The 20,232-nt window shown below is 53.5% G+C and carries 17 protein-coding genes; 10 read left to right on the top strand and 7 right to left on the bottom strand.

The annotated features are described in order from the left end of the window. The first annotated feature begins 30 nt into the window (after positions 1-30). From ACR0IO_RS19220 to ACR0IO_RS19200, 5 genes are read left to right on the top strand one after another with little or no spacing between them, the layout of a single operon-like run. Positions 31-996, top strand: coding sequence for a Bug family tripartite tricarboxylate transporter substrate binding protein (locus ACR0IO_RS19220; RefSeq protein WP_155148176.1), 966 nt, complete (start codon positions 31-33; stop codon positions 994-996). Continuing rightward, positions 996-1,436 carry a tripartite tricarboxylate transporter TctB family protein gene (locus ACR0IO_RS19215; RefSeq protein ID WP_155148174.1) on the top strand — a complete coding sequence of 147 codons (441 nt, stop codon included), beginning with the start codon at positions 996-998 and terminating at the stop codon, positions 1,434-1,436. The genes ACR0IO_RS19220 and ACR0IO_RS19215 overlap by 1 nt, the downstream gene beginning before the upstream one ends. Positions 1,437-1,445: 9 nt before the next feature. Beyond that, complete coding sequence (locus ACR0IO_RS19210) at positions 1,446-2,951, top strand: tripartite tricarboxylate transporter permease (protein WP_155148172.1); 1,506 nt, start codon at positions 1,446-1,448, stop codon at positions 2,949-2,951. After that, entirely contained in the window at positions 2,951-4,300 is a 1,350-nt protein-coding gene (locus ACR0IO_RS19205; RefSeq protein WP_480743776.1) for an acyclic terpene utilization AtuA family protein, read from the top strand. Before ACR0IO_RS19210 ends, ACR0IO_RS19205 begins: the two co-directional genes overlap by 1 nt. Continuing rightward, positions 4,297-4,596, top strand: coding sequence for a DUF4387 family protein (locus ACR0IO_RS19200; protein ID WP_480743774.1), 300 nt, complete (start codon positions 4,297-4,299; stop codon positions 4,594-4,596). The genes ACR0IO_RS19205 and ACR0IO_RS19200 overlap by 4 nt, the downstream gene beginning before the upstream one ends. 582 nt (positions 4,597-5,178) lie before the next feature. Here ACR0IO_RS19200 and ACR0IO_RS19195 read toward each other — a convergent pair. Beyond that, a complete protein-coding gene (locus ACR0IO_RS19195) occupies positions 5,179-5,871 on the bottom strand; it encodes an MOSC domain-containing protein (RefSeq protein WP_480743771.1) in 693 nt (230 codons plus the stop codon). Positions 5,872-6,240: 369 nt separating this feature from the next. Between ACR0IO_RS19195 and ACR0IO_RS19190 the strand changes: the two genes are divergently transcribed. Further along, the gene (locus tag ACR0IO_RS19190; RefSeq protein WP_196223522.1) at positions 6,241-6,666 is read left to right on the top strand and encodes a GFA family protein; all 426 of its coding nucleotides are present in this window, start codon (positions 6,241-6,243) and stop codon (positions 6,664-6,666) included. Positions 6,667-7,499: 833 nt separating this feature from the next. Here ACR0IO_RS19190 and ACR0IO_RS19185 read toward each other — a convergent pair. The 5 genes from ACR0IO_RS19185 to ACR0IO_RS19165 all read right to left on the bottom strand — a co-directional run bounded on the left by ACR0IO_RS19185 (position 7,500) and on the right by ACR0IO_RS19165 (position 13,731). Further along, complete coding sequence (locus tag ACR0IO_RS19185) at positions 7,500-9,404, bottom strand: TniQ family protein (protein WP_480743768.1); 1,905 nt, start codon at positions 9,402-9,404, stop codon at positions 7,500-7,502. Beyond that, on the bottom strand, positions 9,404-10,408 hold the full coding sequence (locus ACR0IO_RS19180) for an ATP-binding protein (protein ID WP_480743765.1): 1,005 nt from the start codon (positions 10,406-10,408) through the stop codon (positions 9,404-9,406). Before ACR0IO_RS19180 ends, ACR0IO_RS19185 begins: the two co-directional genes overlap by 1 nt. Continuing rightward, on the bottom strand, positions 10,408-12,549 hold the full coding sequence (locus ACR0IO_RS19175) for a transposase (protein ID WP_480743763.1): 2,142 nt from the start codon (positions 12,547-12,549) through the stop codon (positions 10,408-10,410). The genes ACR0IO_RS19180 and ACR0IO_RS19175 overlap by 1 nt, the downstream gene beginning before the upstream one ends. Beyond that, on the bottom strand, positions 12,546-13,223 hold the full coding sequence (locus ACR0IO_RS19170) for a TnsA endonuclease N-terminal domain-containing protein (RefSeq protein ID WP_480743761.1): 678 nt from the start codon (positions 13,221-13,223) through the stop codon (positions 12,546-12,548). The genes ACR0IO_RS19175 and ACR0IO_RS19170 overlap by 4 nt, the downstream gene beginning before the upstream one ends. Before the next feature lie 274 nt (positions 13,224-13,497). After that, positions 13,498-13,731 (bottom strand): hypothetical protein, encoded by a 234-nt coding sequence (locus ACR0IO_RS19165; protein WP_480588085.1) that lies wholly within the window; start codon positions 13,729-13,731, stop codon positions 13,498-13,500. 397 nt (positions 13,732-14,128) lie between these two features. Here ACR0IO_RS19165 and ACR0IO_RS19160 point away from each other — a divergent pair, with 397 nt between their 5' ends. Then, a complete protein-coding gene (locus ACR0IO_RS19160; protein WP_480743758.1) occupies positions 14,129-14,341 on the top strand; it encodes a hypothetical protein in 213 nt (70 codons plus the stop codon). Positions 14,342-14,548: 207 nt separating this feature from the next. Here ACR0IO_RS19160 and ACR0IO_RS19155 read toward each other — a convergent pair whose 3' ends face one another. After that, positions 14,549-15,865, bottom strand: a complete 1,317-nt coding sequence (locus tag ACR0IO_RS19155; RefSeq protein WP_480743756.1) for a hypothetical protein — start codon at positions 15,863-15,865, stop codon at positions 14,549-14,551. Positions 15,866-16,229: 364 nt separating this feature from the next. On the opposite strand from ACR0IO_RS19155, the gene ACR0IO_RS19150 reads away from it, so the two are divergent. Genes ACR0IO_RS19150 through ACR0IO_RS19140 form a run of 3 tightly spaced genes read left to right on the top strand, consistent with a single transcriptional unit; the run spans position 16,230 to position 20,181 of the window. Continuing rightward, positions 16,230-17,117, top strand: a complete 888-nt coding sequence (locus ACR0IO_RS19150) for an NAD(P)-dependent oxidoreductase (protein ID WP_480743753.1) — start codon at positions 16,230-16,232, stop codon at positions 17,115-17,117. 2 nt (positions 17,118-17,119) lie between these two features. After that, on the top strand, positions 17,120-18,832 hold the full coding sequence (locus ACR0IO_RS19145) for a dihydroxy-acid dehydratase (RefSeq protein ID WP_480743751.1): 1,713 nt from the start codon (positions 17,120-17,122) through the stop codon (positions 18,830-18,832). Continuing rightward, on the top strand, positions 18,829-20,181 hold the full coding sequence (locus tag ACR0IO_RS19140) for an NAD(P)H-dependent oxidoreductase (protein WP_480743749.1): 1,353 nt from the start codon (positions 18,829-18,831) through the stop codon (positions 20,179-20,181). Before ACR0IO_RS19145 ends, ACR0IO_RS19140 begins: the two co-directional genes overlap by 4 nt. Positions 20,182-20,232 lie beyond the last annotated feature (51 nt).

Here is a 20,232-nt window from a genome sequence, read left to right as displayed (position 1 = left end):
ACAAATCGATGTGTCAAACGGGAGGAAAACATGACAAATCGTATGTTCAAGGCGCTGGCTGCCAGCGTCTTTTTGGGTGTGAGCGCCACGGCTGGACACGCCGCTGAATGCATCGCACCGGCCAACCCTGGTGGTGGCTGGGACTTCACCTGCCGTCAGATTGGTAAGATCATGCACGATATCGGTGCAGTCGATAAACCAATCCAGGTGACCAACATGGCCGGTGCTGGTGGTGGACTGGCCTATAACCATGTCGTATCTGAGCGGAACGATGACGATGACCTCATCGTCGCGGCCTCTTCGGCCACAACCACCCGTCTGGCTCAGAATGCCTATGCCGGGATGACAGCGGATCAGGTTCGGTTTGTCGGAGCTATCGGCGCCGATCCGGGCGTGATCGTTGTTGCCAACGACAGCCCCTATCAGTCGCTGAACGATCTGGTTGACGCGATCAAGGCCAACCCAGGCGAGCTGGCCTTTGCAGGTGGTTCGGCCGTCGGCGGCTTTGACCATCTGAAGCCGTTGATGATCCTGCAGCGTTCTGGGGTCGATGATGTTCAGGCTATCAAATACATCGGTGTGGACGGGGGCGCAGACGCGATCACCCAGACGGTTGGTGGATTTACCGCGGCAATGTCCGGCGATATGTCCGAGATTGTTGGCTTCCTGAAATCCGGCGACGTGCGCGCCTTAGCGGTTCTGACCGAAGAACGCGTGCCCGGCTTTGACGACATTCCGACAGCCAAGGAACAGGGGATCGATGTGGTCGCCGTAAACTGGCGCGGCATGTATGTACCCAAAGGTGTCAGCGACGAGACCTTTAACATGTGGGCCGAACGCCTGCAGCAGGTTGCTGACAGCCCCGAATGGAGCGAAGCAATGGCTGCAAATGGCCTTGCACCGTTTACTCTGGTCGGCGCCGACTTCCAGAACTACGTGAATGACGTGGTTGCGGAGATCAACACCCTGTCCAAGGAAATCGGGGTAATTCAATAATGGTATCTGACCGCATCTTCGGAGCGGTCGTGACCCTGGTGTCGCTGGCATATGTTGCCAGCGCCACTCAGATCCAGACCAGCTTCCTGGCCGATCCTGTCGGCCCCCGCACTTTCCCGATCCTCGTCGGCTCGATCGCCGCCTTTTGTGGAATTCTGGTGGCGCTACGCCCGGATGAAGACCCCGAGTGGCCCGCGTTGCAAACCCTTGGGGCTCTGGCCATCGCCGTCGCGGTTCTGGTCGGCTATGCCTACGCACTGAAACCGCTGGGCTTTCTGCTGCCAACAGCAATCACGGCTGCGATCCTAAGCTATCAGATCAGCCCGCGTATTGGCCCTGCAGCGATAGCCGGTGTCGGTCTGTCAGTCGGACTGTTCGCAATATTCAAGTTCGCGCTTGGCCTTGGCCTTGTCGCCCTGCCTGCCGTGATGCACGGCTGAGGTTACCCCATGGATCTCTTTGCAAATCTCGCAACGGGCTTTGGCATAGCCCTAAGCCCATTCACCCTGATGCTGGCCGTTTTCGGCTGTTTCATCGGAACCATTATCGGAGCGCTTCCGGGCCTTGGTCCGTCAAATGGCGTCGCGATCCTGATCCCGCTTACGTTCTCGATGGGGCTGGATGCCACCAGTGCGTTGGTGCTGATGACCGCAGTTTATTATGGCGCCATGTATGGTGGCCGGATCAGTTCGATCTTGCTGAACATTCCTGGCGACGAACCGGCGCTCATGACGACGCTGGATGGTTATCCGATGGCCAAGGCCGGACGGGCGGGCGACGCGCTGGTCATATCCGGTGTGGCTTCGTTCACCGGCGCTTTTCTGTCGACCATCGGCCTGATGCTGTTGGCCCCAATGCTGGCGCAGGTCGCCTTCAAATTCGGACCGGCAGAGTACTTTGCGCTATACCTTCTGGCCTTCGCAACCCTTGGCGGCATCGCCTCGAACAATCAGGCCAAGGCGGCGATTGCGTCGTGCATTGGTTTGGGCATCGCCATGATCGGAGTGGACAACAACTCGGGCCTGCCGCGCCTGTCTTTTGGCAATATGCACCTGTTTGATGGCATCGACTTTCTGGTCGCCATCGTTGGTCTGTTCGCCATTGCCGAGGTGTTCTTTTTTATCGAAAGCCATGGCAAGAACACCTCGATCGGCGTGAAGCTCGACAAGGTTACGGTTCCGTGGAAGGAAATCTGGTCCACCAAGATGACCCAGCTTCGCGGATCAGTGATCGGGTTTATTGCTGGCATCTTGCCCGGTGCAGGTGCCTCGCTTGGCTCATTCCTTGCCTACATGACCGAAAAGTCGGTTGCCGGGGAAGAGGGCAAGTTCGGAACAGGCGTTGCCAGAGGTGTTGCGGCACCTGAGGCGGGCAACAACGCCGCTGCGGGTGGCGCTCTGGTTCCGATGCTGACCCTGGGCGTTCCCGGGTCCGGAACCACCGCTGTTCTGCTGGCGCTTTTGATGACACTCAACATCACTCCAGGTCCGACCTTGTTCACAGAACGGCCCGAAGTGGTCTGGGGGCTGATCGCCTCACTGTTGATTGCCAACTTTGTGCTGTTGTTGATGAACGTTCCTATGGTGAAGATCTTCGTAAAGATCCTGAGCGTTCCGCCCTGGATTCTGCTGCCGGGTGTCACCATGGTCAGCTTTGTAGGCATCTACTCGCTGTCCGGCAGCTATTTCGATCTGTTGCTGATGGTGGGTTTTGGTGTGCTGGGCTGGATCCTGCGAAAGCTGGATGTGCCTACGGTGCCGATCATTCTGGGCATCCTGCTGGGTGGTCATATGGAGGATAGCCTGCGCCGCGCAATGGTGCTGTCGGATGGTGACTGGACCTATCTGTTCAGTTCAGGCATCGCGATCACGCTATGGGTTGTTGCCGTGCTTGGTTTCGTTGCTCCGATGTTCCTGCGCAATGTTCTGAAGAAACCACAAAGGATCACCGACTGATGGTTAAGGTTCTCATCCCCTGCGGTGCGCTTGGGCTTGGTTATGATCCGGCTGCACTTGCTCGGGGCATCACTCAGAAACCTGATATCATTGCAATCGATGGGGGGTCCACTGACAGTGGACCCCACTACCTTGGAACGGGGACGTCGAAATACTCGCGCGGGTCCACCAAGGCTGAATGGCGAGAGCTCATGGCGGCTCGGGCCACGGCCGGCGTACCGCTGGTCATTGGCACTGCCGGGACATGCGGTGCAGATGACGCAGTAGATTGGCTGGTCGATATCACGCGCGAGATCGCAGCGGAGACCGGCGAACATCTGAAACTGGCCATCCTCAAGAGTGGGCAAAACCCGCAAGAGATGGCACAGGCCTTCCGCGAAAGTCGGATCAGCGCCCTTCCCGCCGCGCCGGAAATTGACGAGGAAACCTTTGCCGCGTGCAGTAACATTGTGGCACTTGCAGGGGCCGAGCAGGTTCAGGCCGCTCTGGACACAGGGGCCGATATTGTTATCGCCGGTCGCACGACAGACACCGCGATAATCTCGGCGCTACCATTGGCACGTGGTTGCCATGCCGGAGGCGCATGGCACGGCGCCAAGATCGGCGAATGCGGTGCGCTGGCCACAACCAGCCCGAATTCAGGCACCATCCTGATCGAGTTCGACGCGACCGGATTTACGGTAACACCAATGGGTGCCGAGGCACGTGCTACGCCGCACACGGTTTCCGCCCATATGCTCTATGAAAACTCTGACCCCTACATCCTTCATGAACCCGGCGGCTATCTCGATGTGACGAAAGCAAAATACGACGCACTCGATGACCGTCAGGTAAGGGTCGAAGGCAGCATCTGGGTCGAAAATCCCAACTACACGGTCAAGCTGGAGGGAGCGAAACTGGCCGGTTATCAGACCGTTTCTCTCGCGCTAGTGCGTGACCCGCGATACGTTGCCCATGTCCAAGAGTGGTGTAACGATATTCAATCGCGCTGCACTTCAAAGGCCAAAGAGCGTCTGGATGGAGATTTCACTATCGAACTTCGGCGTATCGGGGAAAACGCAACACTGGGCGCGTTGGAGCCCGATGGTGTAACAGGAACTGAAGTGGGTGTTCTGGGCATTGTAACCGCAGAGTCAGAGACCCTGAGCAGCGAAGTTGCCAAGATGCTAAACCCATATCTTTTGCATCACCCGCTGACTGAACAGGAAGAAATGCCAACCTTCGCATTTCCCTTTTCACCAGCCGAAATGTCACGAGGCAAAATCTACGAATTCTGCATCAATCACGTTCTGAATCTGGACGACCCGATGCAGGCATTCAGCCTTCAAGTCGAGGAGATCGGCGGATGAGCAAGCTTGGAGACATCGTTTACAAGGTAAGGTCCAAAAACGCGGGTCCGTTCTGGCTGACCATAGATGTTTTCTGTGGTTCGCCTGAGGTGTTCCAGCGTGTCAGCAACGGTCTCGACACCGATGTACTGGCATCCCGTCTACAATCTGACGCCGATACCCTGAAGCGTTTCGACATAGCTGATCTGAATGTAGTGAAGATCAGCATACCCCGCCCCGCAATTCAGGGGACCGTATATGACCGGGATATGCACGGGGCATCATTTGCTCAGATCATTAGCCAGATTGAAATCTGAACTCCACAAAATGCCTTCTTCTGTTTGTGGGGCGATTTCCAGCCTCATACTAGTGTCCACGAACGGCAGCGATGTGGGTTGCGGCCGCGGCATCAGGAGCGCCAGTCGAAGGTCTACTTTGGGCTGGTCGTCAATTGCCGCACTAGCCAAGCGGCTTGATAGACGAAAGTCATGTAAGGGCTCAAACGGCCTTTCCGGGGTCACCCCAAGAATGGTTGGACTGAGCCGCTGCTAGTGTTTGGTAGCGGCTTAATCCATATGGCGCTTGAATAGAATTGGCGGGCCGCGGTCCTAACGCCCGGAATACGCAGTTCACAACTTGCTGCATTCGCGAATTCTCAAAGGTTAAAGGAGGTTAGCAAAAGGCTTAGATTACCCGTCTATACCTGCTGCACAAAACGTCCGCTCTGTGTCCCAACGCACCCAATGCAGCAAGTGGAGCAAATAGCGGGGAAGCATAGAAATCGGATATTGAATGTGAGGCTTATCGCTCAAATATCCTGATCATCCTCGCTTCACGTCGCAACGAGAGAGAGCGACCGCCAGCTGGCGTGTATAGTTCAACTCCTTCTACTCCGTCTTTCATCCTTCCAGCCGTTTGCTCTGATCTTCCAGCAGGTTTCCCGATGCCATTTTCGCAAATGCTTGGCGCCATCCATCCGCCAGTTCTGGCATCAAAGCCAGGGTTTCCGCTTCGCCTTGTGAGGTCTGTCTGGATAATCGTGCCAAAGTAACTCGCTTTACGGTCCAATCAGGTTGAGGGCGCTCCAAAACTGTCACCTCGTCGCCAGCACCCGCCGCACCGTGATCCAAAACCCGGTAGTACCAACCCGTGCGGCCAGTCTTTTGAAACCGATAGGCCATGCGCTTGTTATTGGTATATTCGGACACTTTCCAACAAGGTTGACGGCCCTGGCTGATCTGAACGGTTGCGCTTCCCAGCTTCAATATATCGCCTATGCAGAGGATGTCTTCCGTCAGGCCATGGGTCGCAATGTTCTCGCCGAACGCTGCTGGAATTGTGCCATCGGGAATCTCTCCTTCCGCAATCCAGAGTGGATAATGATCTGTTGCATAGTGATGAATAGCTTTATCGCGGCCGCCATGGTGTTTTAGATCTGCTTGCGCATCGCCCGTGAAACCTAATTCATCAATCTTCTGCCGCCCATGGACAGTAGATTTGCCAATGGCGGAAGGCGGCCGACCCTGCCAACGTTCTTGAACCTTGCCTAAAAACACTCCGTCAATCACGACCGTTGGGAATTTGGCAATCATACGCGCACCTGTTCAAGCAAAAATTCGGATTTTCATCCTTTCTGTTGTTAGCTGGTGCGGCGAAGCGTGCAAAGCTAACATTGTGAACAAAGCTTCAACGACGACGACATCCCGCAAAGTCGACCTTTACCTGGCGGATCTGAAAGTCCGGAATCTGCGGTTCGCGACTTGCTGCACGCGCGAAAGACCGAAGCTTGATCAAAGGCGACTTTGGGCTCTTTCGGCCAGTCAGGGCGCATTGCAGATAGCAGCGGCGTCGAGCCCAAATCGACCTTAAATTCCGACGTTTTCCGCTGATGAAACGTCCCAAAATATCCATCTCAAAAACCGCCTGCGTCCTATATTTCCGGAGGTTTGGAGGAAAATCGAATGGCGACGCGTGGGTATTGTCTGTGTAAAAAAACAAGCTGGATCTACCGGGGTGATCAAACATGGGCATGCTATTGCCACTGCGATGACTGCCGCCGGAATTGTGCCGCGCCAGTGGTTGCGTGGTTCGGTGTTCCAATAGAGGCCTTTGAATGGACCGGCGATAAACCTCGTACTTATGAAAGTTCCAAAGGCGTTTTCAGGCACTTTTGCGGAACGTGCGGATCACCCATTGGATTTGAAGCCGATCACTATCCGGGCGGTATGCACCTCTACGCTGCGTCACTCGAAAACCCGGAAGACTTCAAACCGACTTTTCACGTTAACAAGCAAAGCCAGTTGCCTTGGCTGCAAATGACTGATGATCTCGATGCGTTTGAAGGCACATTGCTACACACCCCTAACGACCCAGACGGATATCAGTAGATAGGGAAGCGACCTGATTTTCCAAATGGCAGTTTTGTTGCGCGCGCTCGCCTTTAGTTATCAGTACATCCAATGTCCGGTTTGTGCGGTCTACAACGCACCGCGCATGCAAAGAATAGAAGCCTATTCGACGGCAGGTAGACTAGGATTGTAGGTAAACCAATCGTGTAATTTAGCACAAAAAAAGCGGACCTTGATCCCTTTGCCGCGAATGACCGGTTCCCACCCCTCGTCTCAAAGCCTGATAATTTTTTCAGCGCCGCGCCATCTCATTCGTCTTTCCTTGTTAGATTTGCAAACGGCCCCGGAAGAAACCCGAGGCCGTTTACTCATATCAACAGCCAAAATGACCTATTGAAACGTTTAGGTCATGTCGCATGAAACGCCACACAACATGATGCGAACCATCCGGAATGACCTTTTTCATGGCAGAAGGCCCTTGTTTTGTTGCGAGCATCAAACATAGCCGCATGCTAAAGTAGCCACTATTTTCAGAAAAGGTGTCCTTTTGACAGCATAGCATGCAAACAAGGCAGTAAACTCCACAACCAACAACGAGCAAAAAAAGGAAAGAACCAGTCAATAATATACAAGAGGAATACGCACTCGCTAAGAGCCAAACCGCACAGTTCGAACTGATTAAGGAGGCTTATGACAGCGGCGATGATCACGAGATCGAACAGGCACTTCTCACTGTTCAATACGCGAGAGACAGTTTGCGCAAAGGTATCTTGGATATGATCAGAGATATTGATTAGCCGGGCCACTGATTTCTGCGGCGCGGCCCGGAGACACAAGTTTTCAGTTTTGCACGCACCTACGGAAGCAACGTTTCATTGGGGTCTGAAATCTCCGACCCCTTCGATCTTCGCCCAGTTGCTGAACATCTCCATCGCAGATTTTGCATCAGGTATTTGGCGATCGGTGACACGTTGCAAATCATGACGCAAAAATATCCTACCGCTGCATTCTTTGGGCATCGGTAGCAACGTCGCACCACGCTTCAACAGCCCGTACCCCACAGTGCGGATGTGGATTCCCCAGACCTCGGACATAAGCTTTACCGGCACATACTTCGACAGGAACGCGTCCATCGCATCGTAAGTGACGATAGATATAGCTTTTCGTGATACTGGGTGGCGAGATTTGCTGGTCGGAAGCAAACCAGTATCAGCCAGGTATCTGATCGCCGGATCATTCACACCCAGAAGAGTTCTGAGTTCTGGTTTCATATACCCCTTGGGAGCAGCCAACCTCATCTGCTCAGCTATCTCGCGAGGATCAACTCGCAACGACAAGTATCCTTTCTGCCCTAATCGCCGGCCGACGAACTTCAATCGCCTGGACAATATGAGATCAACAATCTCCGCCGCCCCCGTCACCGTCTTACGGCACGCAGTCTGGATATCAACGCAATGCTCGTTGTCCGCCTCCACTGGCGTCGAATTTTCCTGCAGAGATGTAAGGAAATCATCAAGTCCTTTAGGATCATAACTTGGTCGGGCATCACCCACCCCGCCAATTGGCTCTATGAATCCAGCCTTCAAGAGTACATCGAACTGCGCGCGCGGGGCGTTGACACGTCTGCGTGCAGCCAATTGGCAAACTGACCCTTTGAAACGTGCGACTATTGGGTCAACATCTTCCGCGCTGAAGACAATACCCCTTTCGAACTTGCCAGTCTTTTCATCTCTGCCCAGAAAACCGTGTTGATGTAAAATGTGTTTGAGCTTCTTAGGCTCAATTCCAGTCGCTTCTTTCAAAGTCCTGATGCTATAGACCCGCCGGCGCTTGCATGCTTCCCCCAATATGACTTCACCGTCTTCAATCGGATAAGTCTGCACAATGTGATCTCGCATGATCTTTCTGATGGATTCGTAAAGTTCAGAATGCGAAGCCTCTAACCATAGGAAGAAGTAGCCATAGAATTGCCGTTGAAACCAGGTTGGAGCGCCGCCGCGTTGGTGGAGGTTTACCAGACAAGCTCGAATGGCTTCTTCTCCATCACGAACCACTCCGAACCCTGCAGCCCCAGCTTCAATCCGCTCTCCGGGTGACAAGGCGCCTATTTTCCTGTCACGACCGAAGGCCAACATCAATCCAAGAGCTTCGCTGGCCATTGCGACAGCATTGAAAGGTAACCTGTCCAACCACGGATCTTGCGAAAACCCATCGATCCGCCCGGTCAGATAGGCTTCAAGGGTCGATGGGGTGCGCTGTCCGTAATTTCGGACGAGCTTTTCCTGCCTGAACCCAAGATCCTTCAATCGACCCGTGAAATCGTGGGGACCTCTTGTATGGCAGACGTGGTCGATTTCCATAATTGGCACCTGATGCTTTTGACAGGTCCGTATGAATGGAACATGCCAGTAAGCGCGGAGGGCCGAGCCATGAAGCGTTGGGTTACTAAAATCCTCGGCGACACAACGGGGGCAGAAACGAAGCCTGGAACGTTGTATCCATCTTTTTTCCAGTCTTTGACCAGCAACCGAATACTGCGTGTCGCCTATTCTCTCGACCAAAAATCGCTTCAAGTCGGCCAAGCTCACTCCGCCGAGCACAGCGAGTGACGACAAAGCCTGAGCTCTGCCATCCGCTACATCCTGCAATCGAAAACCCCGATCCAGACAAAAATCTGCAGCATACTCACTGCCATTCTTACGGCCCAGCCGAACTGCGAGTGACGCGGGCGTTTCTCCGTCGACAAGGTTAACGCTAAGAGGAAGCTTTCCTGACATCAGCTTGCCCTCCGATAGCTTTCGATCGCCTGACTCATCCTCTCAGATTGGAGGTCATCGATCCCGCCCAGTAGCTTCCCAGCATCGATCACTTTGAAATCATCAGCCACAAAGGGGTTAAGCGCTTGGACACACCCAACCCTCGACTGATACATCTCTGCGAAGTGGTGAATGCTGATGGTTCTGCTGTCATCCAGCAAGGCCTCCTCAATCGCATTCACGATCATTTCGACCGTAATGCCGAATTCATTGGATCCGGCATGTATCAGGCGGCGCAAGAACGATTTGTTGTTGATGCCTTCACCCAGCTTCAGGCCCACGACACCCACATATGATTCCAATATCGCCAAGATATCCGGGCCATGGGTTGTATAGCTGATTTGCGGGAAATGAATGGGTTTGAAGCGCCTCCACAGTTGGGCATCCAGGTTCATCAATTCCTTCAACCAAGGCAATCCTGAGAGCACCAACCCAACCGGCCATTGTTTGTTTTGCATGAACGATTTGAGCGTCTGCATGACTGGTTTGATTTCGGTGCCTTTGGAGTTCGAGATGAAATCCTGTGCTTCGTCATAGTGCACAAAGAGCGTGCCCCGACTTTTCGCATGAAATTGCACCTTGTCCCAAAACCAATTGCTGGTCCTGCTTCGTTCGGTCGTGATCCCAAAGCCGTGTAGAGTTTTCTCACCGACAAACTTCAGACTGGCTGGGCTGGGCACACGAACCGACAATGCTTCAAGGGTCTCTGATCCATCCCTACCAAGGTCCAACTGAGGATGGCGCGCGATCAAGCGATCCACGGCCGTAGTCTTACCGCTGCCCGAATTCCCAATGACAATCAGTCCTCGTGCTTCAGGACTACGCCCGGAGGCGATGTTTGCGCGACGCTTCCAAAGGAGGCGATTGAATTCTCGCTCTAACTCTCTGTAGCCAGCGTGACTGACGAAACGGGCGGATAGATCAGCCACTATCTGGCTGATCTCTTCTGGACGATCCAATTCCATCACTCATCCTCCAACTTGCAGGTAAGTTCCCGATTGAAATCAGGCATTTCGTCCTCTTCAGCCAATGAAACTTCGATTTCCGCAGTTTTGACCGGTCGCCCGCCTCTCGGAAAGCGAAACCCCAACAACTCACGCTTCTTCGCGTTGGAGGCTGTTTTCTGGCCAGCTATCACATTCAAACCCAAAAACAGCTTTTTTCGGTTCTGGTTGACTTGTTCCGGCGTCATCGCCTGAGGCGTGACACCTACGCGCAAACACGCTTGGCGATCCAATTCGGAGATATCTTCGATCGCCTGATCGACGCATGACTGATTAATGTCTGCCTCAGCCTTGTATTTGCGGCGTAATATCTGGCAGGCATGTGTCCAGGCTTCCAGTGACAATCCGTCAAATCCCTGCGCCAAAGGCTTTGCAGGAACCCAACCACCATCCAGATTAACCTCGATGCAACCCAGGTCACTGCGGTCAACTCGGATCTGAACCTTACGTTTGGTCGAAGTCAGAAAGTGATCGCGCAACTCCGGGCTGGAATAGTGAATACCGCAAAACCTGACACCTCTGCCTGACACCGTGCGGGTGTAGTTTTGTCCCAGGGCAGCAAGGCGGTGGCGGCGATCCGGTGGGGCAAGTCGCCCCACCTTTTCCACCTGTTCCGCCCAGCAATTTGCCGGTGTTTGACCATCCAGACCAGCATGTGGTTTTTGGTGATACACATCGACCACGAACCGTATGAGCACCTCAGCAAGTTGGTCATCGGTCAACGCGGCAATCGCTTCTGGCTCGAAATCTCCCTTCTGCACCACGTTTGAAAATGTTCTTGCGGACAGCAGTGGCATTAGTTCGATCGCGAAAGTGTTGAAAAACCGTTCGACATGTCCACGGAGCTTCGGAACACCAGCAGGCGGGAAAGACACCGTTCCCATTAAATCTACGACTGCACGCTTGAATTCGAAACTGATGAAGGCCGAGCCTTGATCGGCCGAAACGCTGTAAATTCCGCCGAACTGATCCCAAGGCTTTTGACAACCAAAGGCTTTTGCAAGTTCGGTTTTGTCACGTGTAGCCATTTCCAAGGCAGCAATCGCATCTACCGGGCTGTAATCTGATGCGACCTTCAATCCCAAAACACAGCGGGTCCGGACGTCGATGACTATATAGACCCAGCGACGGCCTTGCGGCAGCGCATTTATCTGTTCATCGCTCAGCCGCCCGAAGATACCTGCTTTGGCTAGCAAGGTTATGAGATCGACCTTCCATTCATCAATTTCCAGGCGCTCCATCGGTCGCAGGACGTCTACACCCTCCTCTACAATTGCAAAGTGCCGGTTCGCGGCATCAACTCCCTCTCGTTCGCACTTCACGTGATATGGCTCCAACGCATTGATTGCCCGAATAATTGTCGACTGCGATGGTATGTCCAAAGGCTCGCGACCATCTGCAATACGCTGAACATTTGCTTTGCGGAAAGCACGCTGTGTGTCCTTTGCAACCATGACTTTGGACGGCCGTCTGTAAGATGCATATCCAAGCACGCAGTCATTCATCAAAACTTGCGCCTCATGGCACATCCGAAGCCCCGATCGCCCAGAGAGATAACGTTTATCGATCAAGGCAAGCGGCGACCGCCCCATCTTTTCGTATCTCCGCAGCCATTTCAGGCCCCGGCTCGCACTCGGGAAATCAAATCGTTCGCAGAAGCTGGTCTTACAAGCGTATTTCTTTCGTTCCCGGGTACTGGAAGTTGTGAACAACTTGTTGACCAGTTCTTCGATCAGAACCCTGTTGTCTTTGAGACCTTGTTCAGTGCGCTTGATTTCTCCCCTCGAGAGCAGTTCAAGAAGTGCGTCGCAATAGGCCTGCTTGAACAACAATTTCTTTTGCGCATGGATCGGTAGGTTTGAAACCATTTCCACTTCAAAATTCGCCCGCAATTCCGCGCAAGGCAGCCCAAAATGGGCGTGATCAGCTTCCACGCGCCCCGAATTGAGGCCTTCTATGATGTCGTTGTAGGTATGTTCTTCAAACCCGCCAGTCTCGGAACAGCACGTCACCATCGCGTTGCTTTCATAGCGCACGATATGCTTCGAAATCCCGTCCACTTTGGGCTGTGTTTGCTCAGCGAAAACTACCTTACTGCTCATTTTTCTGCTCCATTTTCCACGATTGTTGAAAGATTGATTGTTCCTGCCTCGACCTGACGAAGAACGCCGGAATAGATTGCGCGAAAGATGGCCGGAAATGCGCGGCCGCCCATCTCTGCCTTTTCGACAAGATCGCCCACCGTCGTTGGCGATGTCAGACGCAAGCCCAACTCTCGGATCGCTGCGTCCGCTTCCTCGTCCAGATCCCTGCGCATCTCCAGAAGACGTTCAGCGTTGATTGCCTCCCATTCCTCATAGGAGTCATCTGAGATCAGGATGATTTCGTCAGCTTGATCTGGTCGTAAGAACTGGCTGAAAAACTCCAACCGCTGTTCGAAGTCGAGCGACACCACTCGCTCTGTCGGTTTGACTTCGATTGCTGCCGAAGAACCATCGTCAAACTCGACGAAATAGTCCGGCACGCTTTTGCAGGGTTTACCATTTTCATCGATTGCATGGATCTCAAATGGTTGGTCGACGATGTCGACGACGTCGGGGCGCGCCAATAGCAATGCACGCACTTTACGTTCTACACCGCTTTCGAAACCCAATGAGAATGGATGCGGATGCCGTGAAGTGCTGACCGGACCTACACCGCTCAATCTGCCTTTTGACTTATTCGAATACTGTCGCTTCGCGCGACTTTGAGATGGTAGAAAAATAGGATCATACACTCGCGTGCTCCTCGTTCCTTTGAGGGCATCGCAGTGTGTGGTCGCGCCTTTCGCACGAGATGTAGCATGTGCTGCTCCGTCCCCGTTTGCCATCAAGGGCAATTAGATTTTGCAAAAGCGAACGGCAGCGGACGCAATATCATATTGCGGCGCGCCATTCTTGACTTTTGCTATGAAACACGGGATGAAGAGGTGTCTAATCAACGGCACCCAGTGTTGTTATCCCCCTTCGCAAGCGAGAGCTTTCGTGGGGGGTTTTCGTTTCTAGATCATGTCATTTCCGATCTCCTTCACTCTTTGCGCTCACTTCTTCACTGCCGAACACCTCTGCAAAAGGCTTGCCAAGGCGTTCGCATATCTTCTCCTCGATGAAACGGCTCCGCCGAGCCCCCGACAGCACGTTTTGTACCGAACTCTGATGCCTTCCAATCTGATCGGCAAAGCCGCATATAGACGACCCCGAAAGGGTCAAAATCGCCTTGAACATGAGGACATGATCGGAACGCATCGGATTTCTTTCCTCTCGAACAGCAACATTTAATTGATTGCTAGAATCGGCCTAACAGACGCGATTCTCACAGGTCAACAGCTTAAGTTTTTGTGTCAGAAGGCACCGTTATCCAGATCGCCACCGAACTACTGGATGGCGTTGTCTCACTTCACTTTCTCCAGGCATAAAACCGCCTATCGAGTAGCGTCAAAAGTCATTTTAATTATTAACTTTCAATAAGTTGAGCGATATTCTGAAAAACCAATGCAAATCAAGCGCTAGCCAGAAAGGTGCTATTTTTAGCCAAAATCTCATGCCTGCGAACCTCTACGGTTTTCGGATTTCGCATGACAGAACTTCGAAGTGACAGCATTCGTTATTGACACCTGCTCCGAACCAAAGATCGCCGTTTTTTATGGAGTTCACACTGGCGAAAATCCGCCAGTTTATCGGCTATTCTTTACAGCTGCTTCTGCTGTACAACTGTTTTGAGGTGGCGCAAAATACTCTGTCCAGTCAAACGACCGTTGCAAGAATTTCACAAACCGTTCTGCCTGCGGTGGTAACATTTCGGGCCCCAGACGTTGCTCTTTCCGCAGCTAGGTATCAATACTGCCCGGTCGGGTGAACACCACATTGGCTCGACAGTTCAGCGACCGTGCGCTCTCAACCAACTATCTTCGAATACGGCAATGTCTTCCGCAATTCACTCTGCAGTCATTCAGCCTTCGGCCAGAAAAACCCATTGGCTTTCGAAGCTCGCACAACACAAATGAAAACCCGGCGCAGCTCTATCCCGCGACGGGTCCACTTGTACTTGGCACCAACTGACTATTTAGTTTGCCCGTACCATTGAGACTAAACTCTTCACCATGCGAAGAAACACTGCGATCAGCCACCGCAAGATTCTTCTTATTAGTCTCAGTGCATTGAGCATCAGTTTAAAAAGCACGTGACGTTGCTCGCGGTCTCTATCATCAAGTGAAGCAATCTTGCTTGTTGCATTCGCTATTTTGCCACCTGCCACAAATGACAAAGCCAGAAATGTCAGCCAGCGCAATCGCAGATCATCCGCTGAATCCTTCACTTTTTGGCTTAACTTCTCTTGTATTAATCGCGATCGAACGAGCATAGGCACAATACACTCACTGGCAAGAGCAACTGTATTTCCAGCCATGTACTTATCTACAAAACCCTCTGGTGGGGATGGAAAAGTCGGACAAAATGCAGCTGGCGGCGTTTGACATATTGAAGAAACCGGAGCCAGTTGAGTCACACCGTTCGCGATATTCGTCACGGGGCATGCTACATGATTGTAGTCTTTGATTTGCTCCCGTATGTTCAGAGACTGCTCTTGGCTACTAGTACTGCTGTACGGAAAGTAGATATCAAGATCATCTTCAGGACCGACAGACACAAACAACGCCGGATTGTAATTGGCATATTCACTGAGCGTTTGCTGAACCTCTGAAGCCCATTGGCATGAGGCAGTCTCTTGTACTCCTGCCCGTTGGCAATGCTGAAAATAATCCTCAACCTGTCGCCTTAGATACATGCTTGCTTTTTGACTTGTTGCGTTTTCCTGTTTCAGTTGTTCTTGGGTCTTGTTGAGACCGGCATCAAATACAAAGAAAGTGCCGGTAAGCACGATCGTACAATACCAGATGTGGTCGTAGTAGTTTCTGAAGTTCCCCTTCAAGCTGAACAAGTCGTAGCTGATAATCACAAGCGACCAACCAGCAAGCAGTGCGATTAGCATCAACACTGCAAATCCGCTGGCACGGCCAAGGTTTCCTGCACCCCCCAAATAAATCGTCTCGGGTGCGAAGCTTATCGCGGGCAATAGCCCTGCAACACTCAGCAAACCAGGTAGTGAAATCAGAAAGATCGCAGCACCGACCGTCTTTTTCTTATTCAACACGTAGGTCGCGATCAGAACCATTGCAATCAGGACAACTGCGCACAAGCGAAGTGCGTCCGCAATCAGATCCGACGATACGGCCGGAGAAAAGCAAGTGGCAAGAATGGCATCCGGTATACTGCTCGGTTGGCACGTCTCAGAAGATACGACAGCACCTTCAAGGATTTGTTGAATGTTGAAGGCTACACCAATGACTAGCAGCTCATACGGATAAAAGAAATCAGCAAGCATTATAATCTACTTTCGGTTGATTTTGCAGGATGGAAGGTGCACGTGTTGCGAAGCCAATACGACCTGACAGGGCGCGATGCGCTGTTTGGTTTGTGGCAAACGCAATGTCAAAGGTGGGTGGCGGCAGCCTGCTTGGATCAGCTGCTTTTGGTCCTTTTATTGAGCAAAATATGATGTCCAGCTTGAGAAAGCTGCAGCGCTGCTCTGGTGCGTTGGATAGACAGCAGTAAAGGTCCGTGGGGCACATGGCCCTCTCAACCTATGACAACCACGCGAATCCCGACCGGGGTGTTCTCGATTGAGAATGCCAGAATGAAACCTGTGCAGTGATACTTCTTCTTTAATCAAAGGGAAGGAGATCGACATGCGATTTGGATTTGTCGGATTGGGTCAGATGGGCGCGCCAATGGTGGCGAACCTTGCCAGCTCAAACAATGTAATGGTCTTTGATCTCAGCGAAGACGCAATGAATGCCGCCGCTGAAGCCGGCGCTAAGAAGGCCGGTAGTGCTGCAGATTTCTCAAACGTGGACGTGCTGATCACCTGCTTGCCAAGTGGTGGGATCGTGGAAAAGTCGCTGTTCAACCCTAAACATGGGATTGCAAAGCATCTATCAGCCGACACGGTTGTCATCGATACCTCAACCATAGAATACGGACTGACACTCAGGATTGGCGAGCGGCTTTCAGCCCTCGGGCTGCGTTTTCTCGATGCGCCCGTCTCTGGCATGTGGAAGCGAGCCCAGGAGGGCACGTTGACGATGATGATCGGGGGCGATGGTGAGATTGTCGAGGCGCTGCGGCCAGCCCTGGCAACAATGTCGAACCGCATCCTGCACACTGGCGCTGTTGGTTCAGGCCAGCTCACCAAGCTGATCAATCAGCTTCTCTTCGATATCAACGTGGCGGCTCTGGCCGAAATCCTGCCGATGGCAAAGAAGCTGGGCCTTGATCCGGAAAACACCGCCGAGGTGGTGAACTCAGGGACCGGCCGCAGCTATGCGTCGGAATACTTCATTCCCCAGATCCTCGAAGGCAAGTTTGACACCGGCTACCCGCTACAAGCGGCCTACAAGGATCTGATCAGCGGTGCTGAAGTCTCAGCCCGTTATCAGATCCCGGCACCTGTGTTGGCCGCTGCTACAACCACCTATCAGCAGGCGCTGCTTGAGGGCCATGGGGACAAAGACAAGGGCGCGATGGTGCTCGTCTATGAACGGTTGCTTGGCATCAATTGCCGGAAGGAGGGGTAACGATGGCTGACGGAAAAGGTATTCAGGGTGGGCTGACAAACTACGGAGATAAAGATTTTGCGGCGTATCTGCGTCGGTCTTTTGTTCGCTCGATGGGTTTGTCGCGGGAAATGCTCGATAAACCGATTGTCGGGATCGCCATGACCCCTTCGGGTTTCAACAACTGCCACAGAGCGATGCCTGAGCTCGTCGAAGCTGTTTCGCGCGGTGTGCTGGCTGCAGGAGCTCTACCGCGACCGTTTCCAACGGTATCACTTGGCGAGGTCTTTCTGAACCCGACCAGCATGGTCTACCGCAACCTCATGTCCATGGACACTGAGGAGATGGTTCGTGCGCAGCCAATGGACGCAGTGGTTTTGATCGGTGGTTGCGACAAGACAGTTCCAGCCCAACTGATGGGCGCAGCGTCCGCTGACATTCCCGCCGTGCAACTTGTGACTGGCCCGATGATGACCGGTCGCCACAAGGGTGAACGCCTGGGCGCCTGCACTGATTGCCGCCGCTTTTGGGGCAAGTTCCGCGCTGGTGAGGTCGAAGGGGAAGAGATAGCGGAGATCGAGGGCCGATTGGCGACAACTGCCGGCACCTGCGCTGTTATGGGAACAGCGAGCACCATGGCGTGCATCGCCGAAACGCTAGGGATGTCCTTGCCTGGCACGGCGGCCATTCCATCTGTTCACGCTGACAGGCTGGTCGCAGCTGAGGAATGCGGCAAACTGGCGGTTGATCTGATACAGAACCCTCGCAAACCAAGCGAGGTCATCACCGAGAAGTCGGTAGAGAACGCTTTCCGGGTGCTGATGGCCGTCAGCGGATCCACCAATGCCATCGTTCACCTTACAGCCGTTGCGGGTCGTCTCGGCATCCAGATATCACCCGAACGCCTCAATGAAATCTCGGACGAAACGCCGGTTCTGGTTGATCTGAAGCCAGTCGGTGAAGGGTACATGGAAGACTTCTATGCCGCTGGCGGTGTCGGAGCAGTCTTGCGCGAGATCCGCCACCTACTGCACCTCGATACGGTGGATGTAACAGGTCAAACTCTGGCGGAGCGTCTGGACGGCGAACCTGATTGGGTTGATCGCCGCGTGATCCGGTCGTTTGACGATCCTGTTTCAAATGAGGGCGGGTTGATCAGCCTTTATGGGAACATCGCCCCGCAGGGAGCCATTTTCAAACGCGCTGCGGCGACACCAGAGCTTTTTGAGGTCGAAGGCCGTGCCGTGGTCTTCGACAGTCTCGAAGATCTCGCCAGGCGCGTTGATGACCCGGACCTCGACATTGAGGCCGATGATATCATGGTTCTGAAGAACGCGGGACCAGTGGCTGCGGGAATGCCGGAGGCCGGGTATCTGCCGATCCCAAAGAAACTGGCGCGGAAAGGTATCAAGGATATCGTGCGAATTTCAGACGCGCGGATGTCTGGCACGGCTTTCGGAACCATCGTTCTCCATATGTCACCCGAGTCTGCGGTTGGCGGGCCATTGGCTGCTGTCGAGAATGGAGATCGTGTACGTCTCTCGGTCGCTGACAAGCGTATCGATCTGCTGGTCGATGACGCCGAGATCGCCCGCCGTCTCGAACAGCACAAACTCCCGGAGCTGCAAAGTCGCGGGTATCGCGGGCTCTACAGCCGGACGGTTCTGCAAGCCGACGAAGGCTGCGATTTCGATTTCCTCACTCAAGAAGGCTGGTCCAAGGAGAACGCCGAATGAACCTCTTTAAAAAACTTCAAGAGCGCGCAGCGGGCGGGCAACCGGTTCGTGTTGGTATGATCGGGGCGGGCAAGTTTGGCACGATGTTTCTTGCACAGGCACTTCGATTGAAGGGGATTCATATCGTTGGTGTCGTTGATCTGCGTCCTGATGCTGCCAAATCCAATATGAAGCTTGTTGGCTGGGATGCTGCGGCTTACTCAGCATCCAGCTTGGATGATGCGGCAACATCAGGCGCAACCTTCGTCGGCGATGATTGGGAAGCGCTGACAGCGCATCCTGAAATTGAAATCATCATTGAATGCACAGGGAGCCCGATCGCAGCCGTCACACACTGCCTAAAGGCGTTCGAGAACGGCAAGCACATCATCAATGTAACAGTTGAAGCAGACGCATTTGTCGGGCCCGGTCTGGCTAACAAGGCTCGGGAAGCGGACGTGATCTACAGCATGGCATATGGAGATCAACCTGCGCTTGCCAGTGACTTGGTTGATTGGGCACGGGGCTGTGGTTTCAGCGTCGTTGCGGCTGGTCGCGGCCACAAATGGATGCCGCATTATCGGAGGTCGACGCCTGACACCGTGTGGGATCATTGGGGTCTAACGAAAGAACAAGCGAAACGCGGGCGGCTGAACCCCAAAATGTTCAACGCGTTTTTGGATGGCTCGAAGCCAGCCATTGAAAGTGCGGCCATCGCCAATGTGTGCGGGTTGGACGCCCCTGAAAATGGCCTGGTCTTCCCTTCGGGTGGGATCGATGACGTTCCAAATCTGGCGCGGCCGCGCTCAGAGGGCGGGGTGCTGGATCACAAGGGCATGGTGGATGTTATCTCTTGCCTCACACCAGAAGGCGAGCAGATCCCGCATGACATTCGAAAAGGCGTTTGGGTCTGCTTTGAGGGGGACACCGAGTACCTGCGCAACTGCTTTGAAGAGTACAAAGTCGTGACCGACGACAGCGGACGCTACATGTGCAACTACAAGCGCTGGCACCTGATCGGGCTCGAGCTCGGGATCTCGGTCGCATCAGTGGGTATTCGCAAGGAGCCAACAGGGGCGGCGCATGAATTCCGCGCCGATGTTGCCGCCGTCTCAAAGCGAGAGCTGAAGAAGGGCGAAATCCTTGATGGCGAGGGTGGATACACGGTGGCGGGCGGTTTGAGGCCAGCATCGATTTCTGTTGCTGAGGGCTACGTCCCACTCGGCCTTGCCCACAATGTCACGTTGATCAGAGATGTTCCTGAAGGTCAGCCGGTCAAATGGAGTGACGTGCAAGCAGATACGAACACGGACGCCTATCGTTTGCGGCGTGAAGTCGAAGCGAGAATTTCGAAGAACCTCGAGGCATGACCAACGAACCAAGCATATCCTATGTCGGAAAAGGTTTAAGCCGTCCGGAAT

It is taken from the genome of Ruegeria sp. CE12, from assembly GCF_056537525.1.
The sequence above is the reverse complement of the archived record's forward strand: the minus strand, read 5'-3'. Positions and strand labels throughout refer to the sequence as shown.

What these genes read in the sequence shown, in the direction of transcription:
- ACR0IO_RS19220 (WP_155148176.1), top strand. Translation starts at nt 31, where the DNA reads ATGACAAATCGTATGTTCAAGGCGCTGGCTGCCAGCGTCTTTTTGGGT.
- ACR0IO_RS19215 (WP_155148174.1), top strand. Translation starts at nt 996, where the DNA reads ATGGTATCTGACCGCATCTTCGGAGCGGTCGTGACCCTGGTGTCGCTG.
- ACR0IO_RS19210 (WP_155148172.1), top strand. Translation starts at nt 1,446, where the DNA reads ATGGATCTCTTTGCAAATCTCGCAACGGGCTTTGGCATAGCCCTAAGC.
- ACR0IO_RS19205 (WP_480743776.1), top strand. Translation starts at nt 2,951, where the DNA reads ATGGTTAAGGTTCTCATCCCCTGCGGTGCGCTTGGGCTTGGTTATGAT.
- ACR0IO_RS19200 (WP_480743774.1), top strand. Translation starts at nt 4,297, where the DNA reads ATGAGCAAGCTTGGAGACATCGTTTACAAGGTAAGGTCCAAAAACGCG.
- ACR0IO_RS19195 (WP_480743771.1), bottom strand. Translation starts at nt 5,871, where the DNA reads ATGATTGCCAAATTCCCAACGGTCGTGATTGACGGAGTGTTTTTAGGC.
- ACR0IO_RS19190 (WP_196223522.1), top strand. Translation starts at nt 6,241, where the DNA reads ATGGCGACGCGTGGGTATTGTCTGTGTAAAAAAACAAGCTGGATCTAC.
- ACR0IO_RS19185 (WP_480743768.1), bottom strand. Translation starts at nt 9,404, where the DNA reads ATGTCAGGAAAGCTTCCTCTTAGCGTTAACCTTGTCGACGGAGAAACG.
- ACR0IO_RS19180 (WP_480743765.1), bottom strand. Translation starts at nt 10,408, where the DNA reads ATGGAATTGGATCGTCCAGAAGAGATCAGCCAGATAGTGGCTGATCTA.
- ACR0IO_RS19175 (WP_480743763.1), bottom strand. Translation starts at nt 12,549, where the DNA reads ATGAGCAGTAAGGTAGTTTTCGCTGAGCAAACACAGCCCAAAGTGGAC.
- ACR0IO_RS19165 (WP_480588085.1), bottom strand. Translation starts at nt 13,731, where the DNA reads ATGCGTTCCGATCATGTCCTCATGTTCAAGGCGATTTTGACCCTTTCG.
- ACR0IO_RS19160 (WP_480743758.1), top strand. Translation starts at nt 14,129, where the DNA reads ATGGAGTTCACACTGGCGAAAATCCGCCAGTTTATCGGCTATTCTTTA.
- ACR0IO_RS19155 (WP_480743756.1), bottom strand. Translation starts at nt 15,865, where the DNA reads ATGCTTGCTGATTTCTTTTATCCGTATGAGCTGCTAGTCATTGGTGTA.
- ACR0IO_RS19150 (WP_480743753.1), top strand. Translation starts at nt 16,230, where the DNA reads ATGCGATTTGGATTTGTCGGATTGGGTCAGATGGGCGCGCCAATGGTG.
- ACR0IO_RS19145 (WP_480743751.1), top strand. Translation starts at nt 17,120, where the DNA reads ATGGCTGACGGAAAAGGTATTCAGGGTGGGCTGACAAACTACGGAGAT.
- ACR0IO_RS19140 (WP_480743749.1), top strand. Translation starts at nt 18,829, where the DNA reads ATGAACCTCTTTAAAAAACTTCAAGAGCGCGCAGCGGGCGGGCAACCG.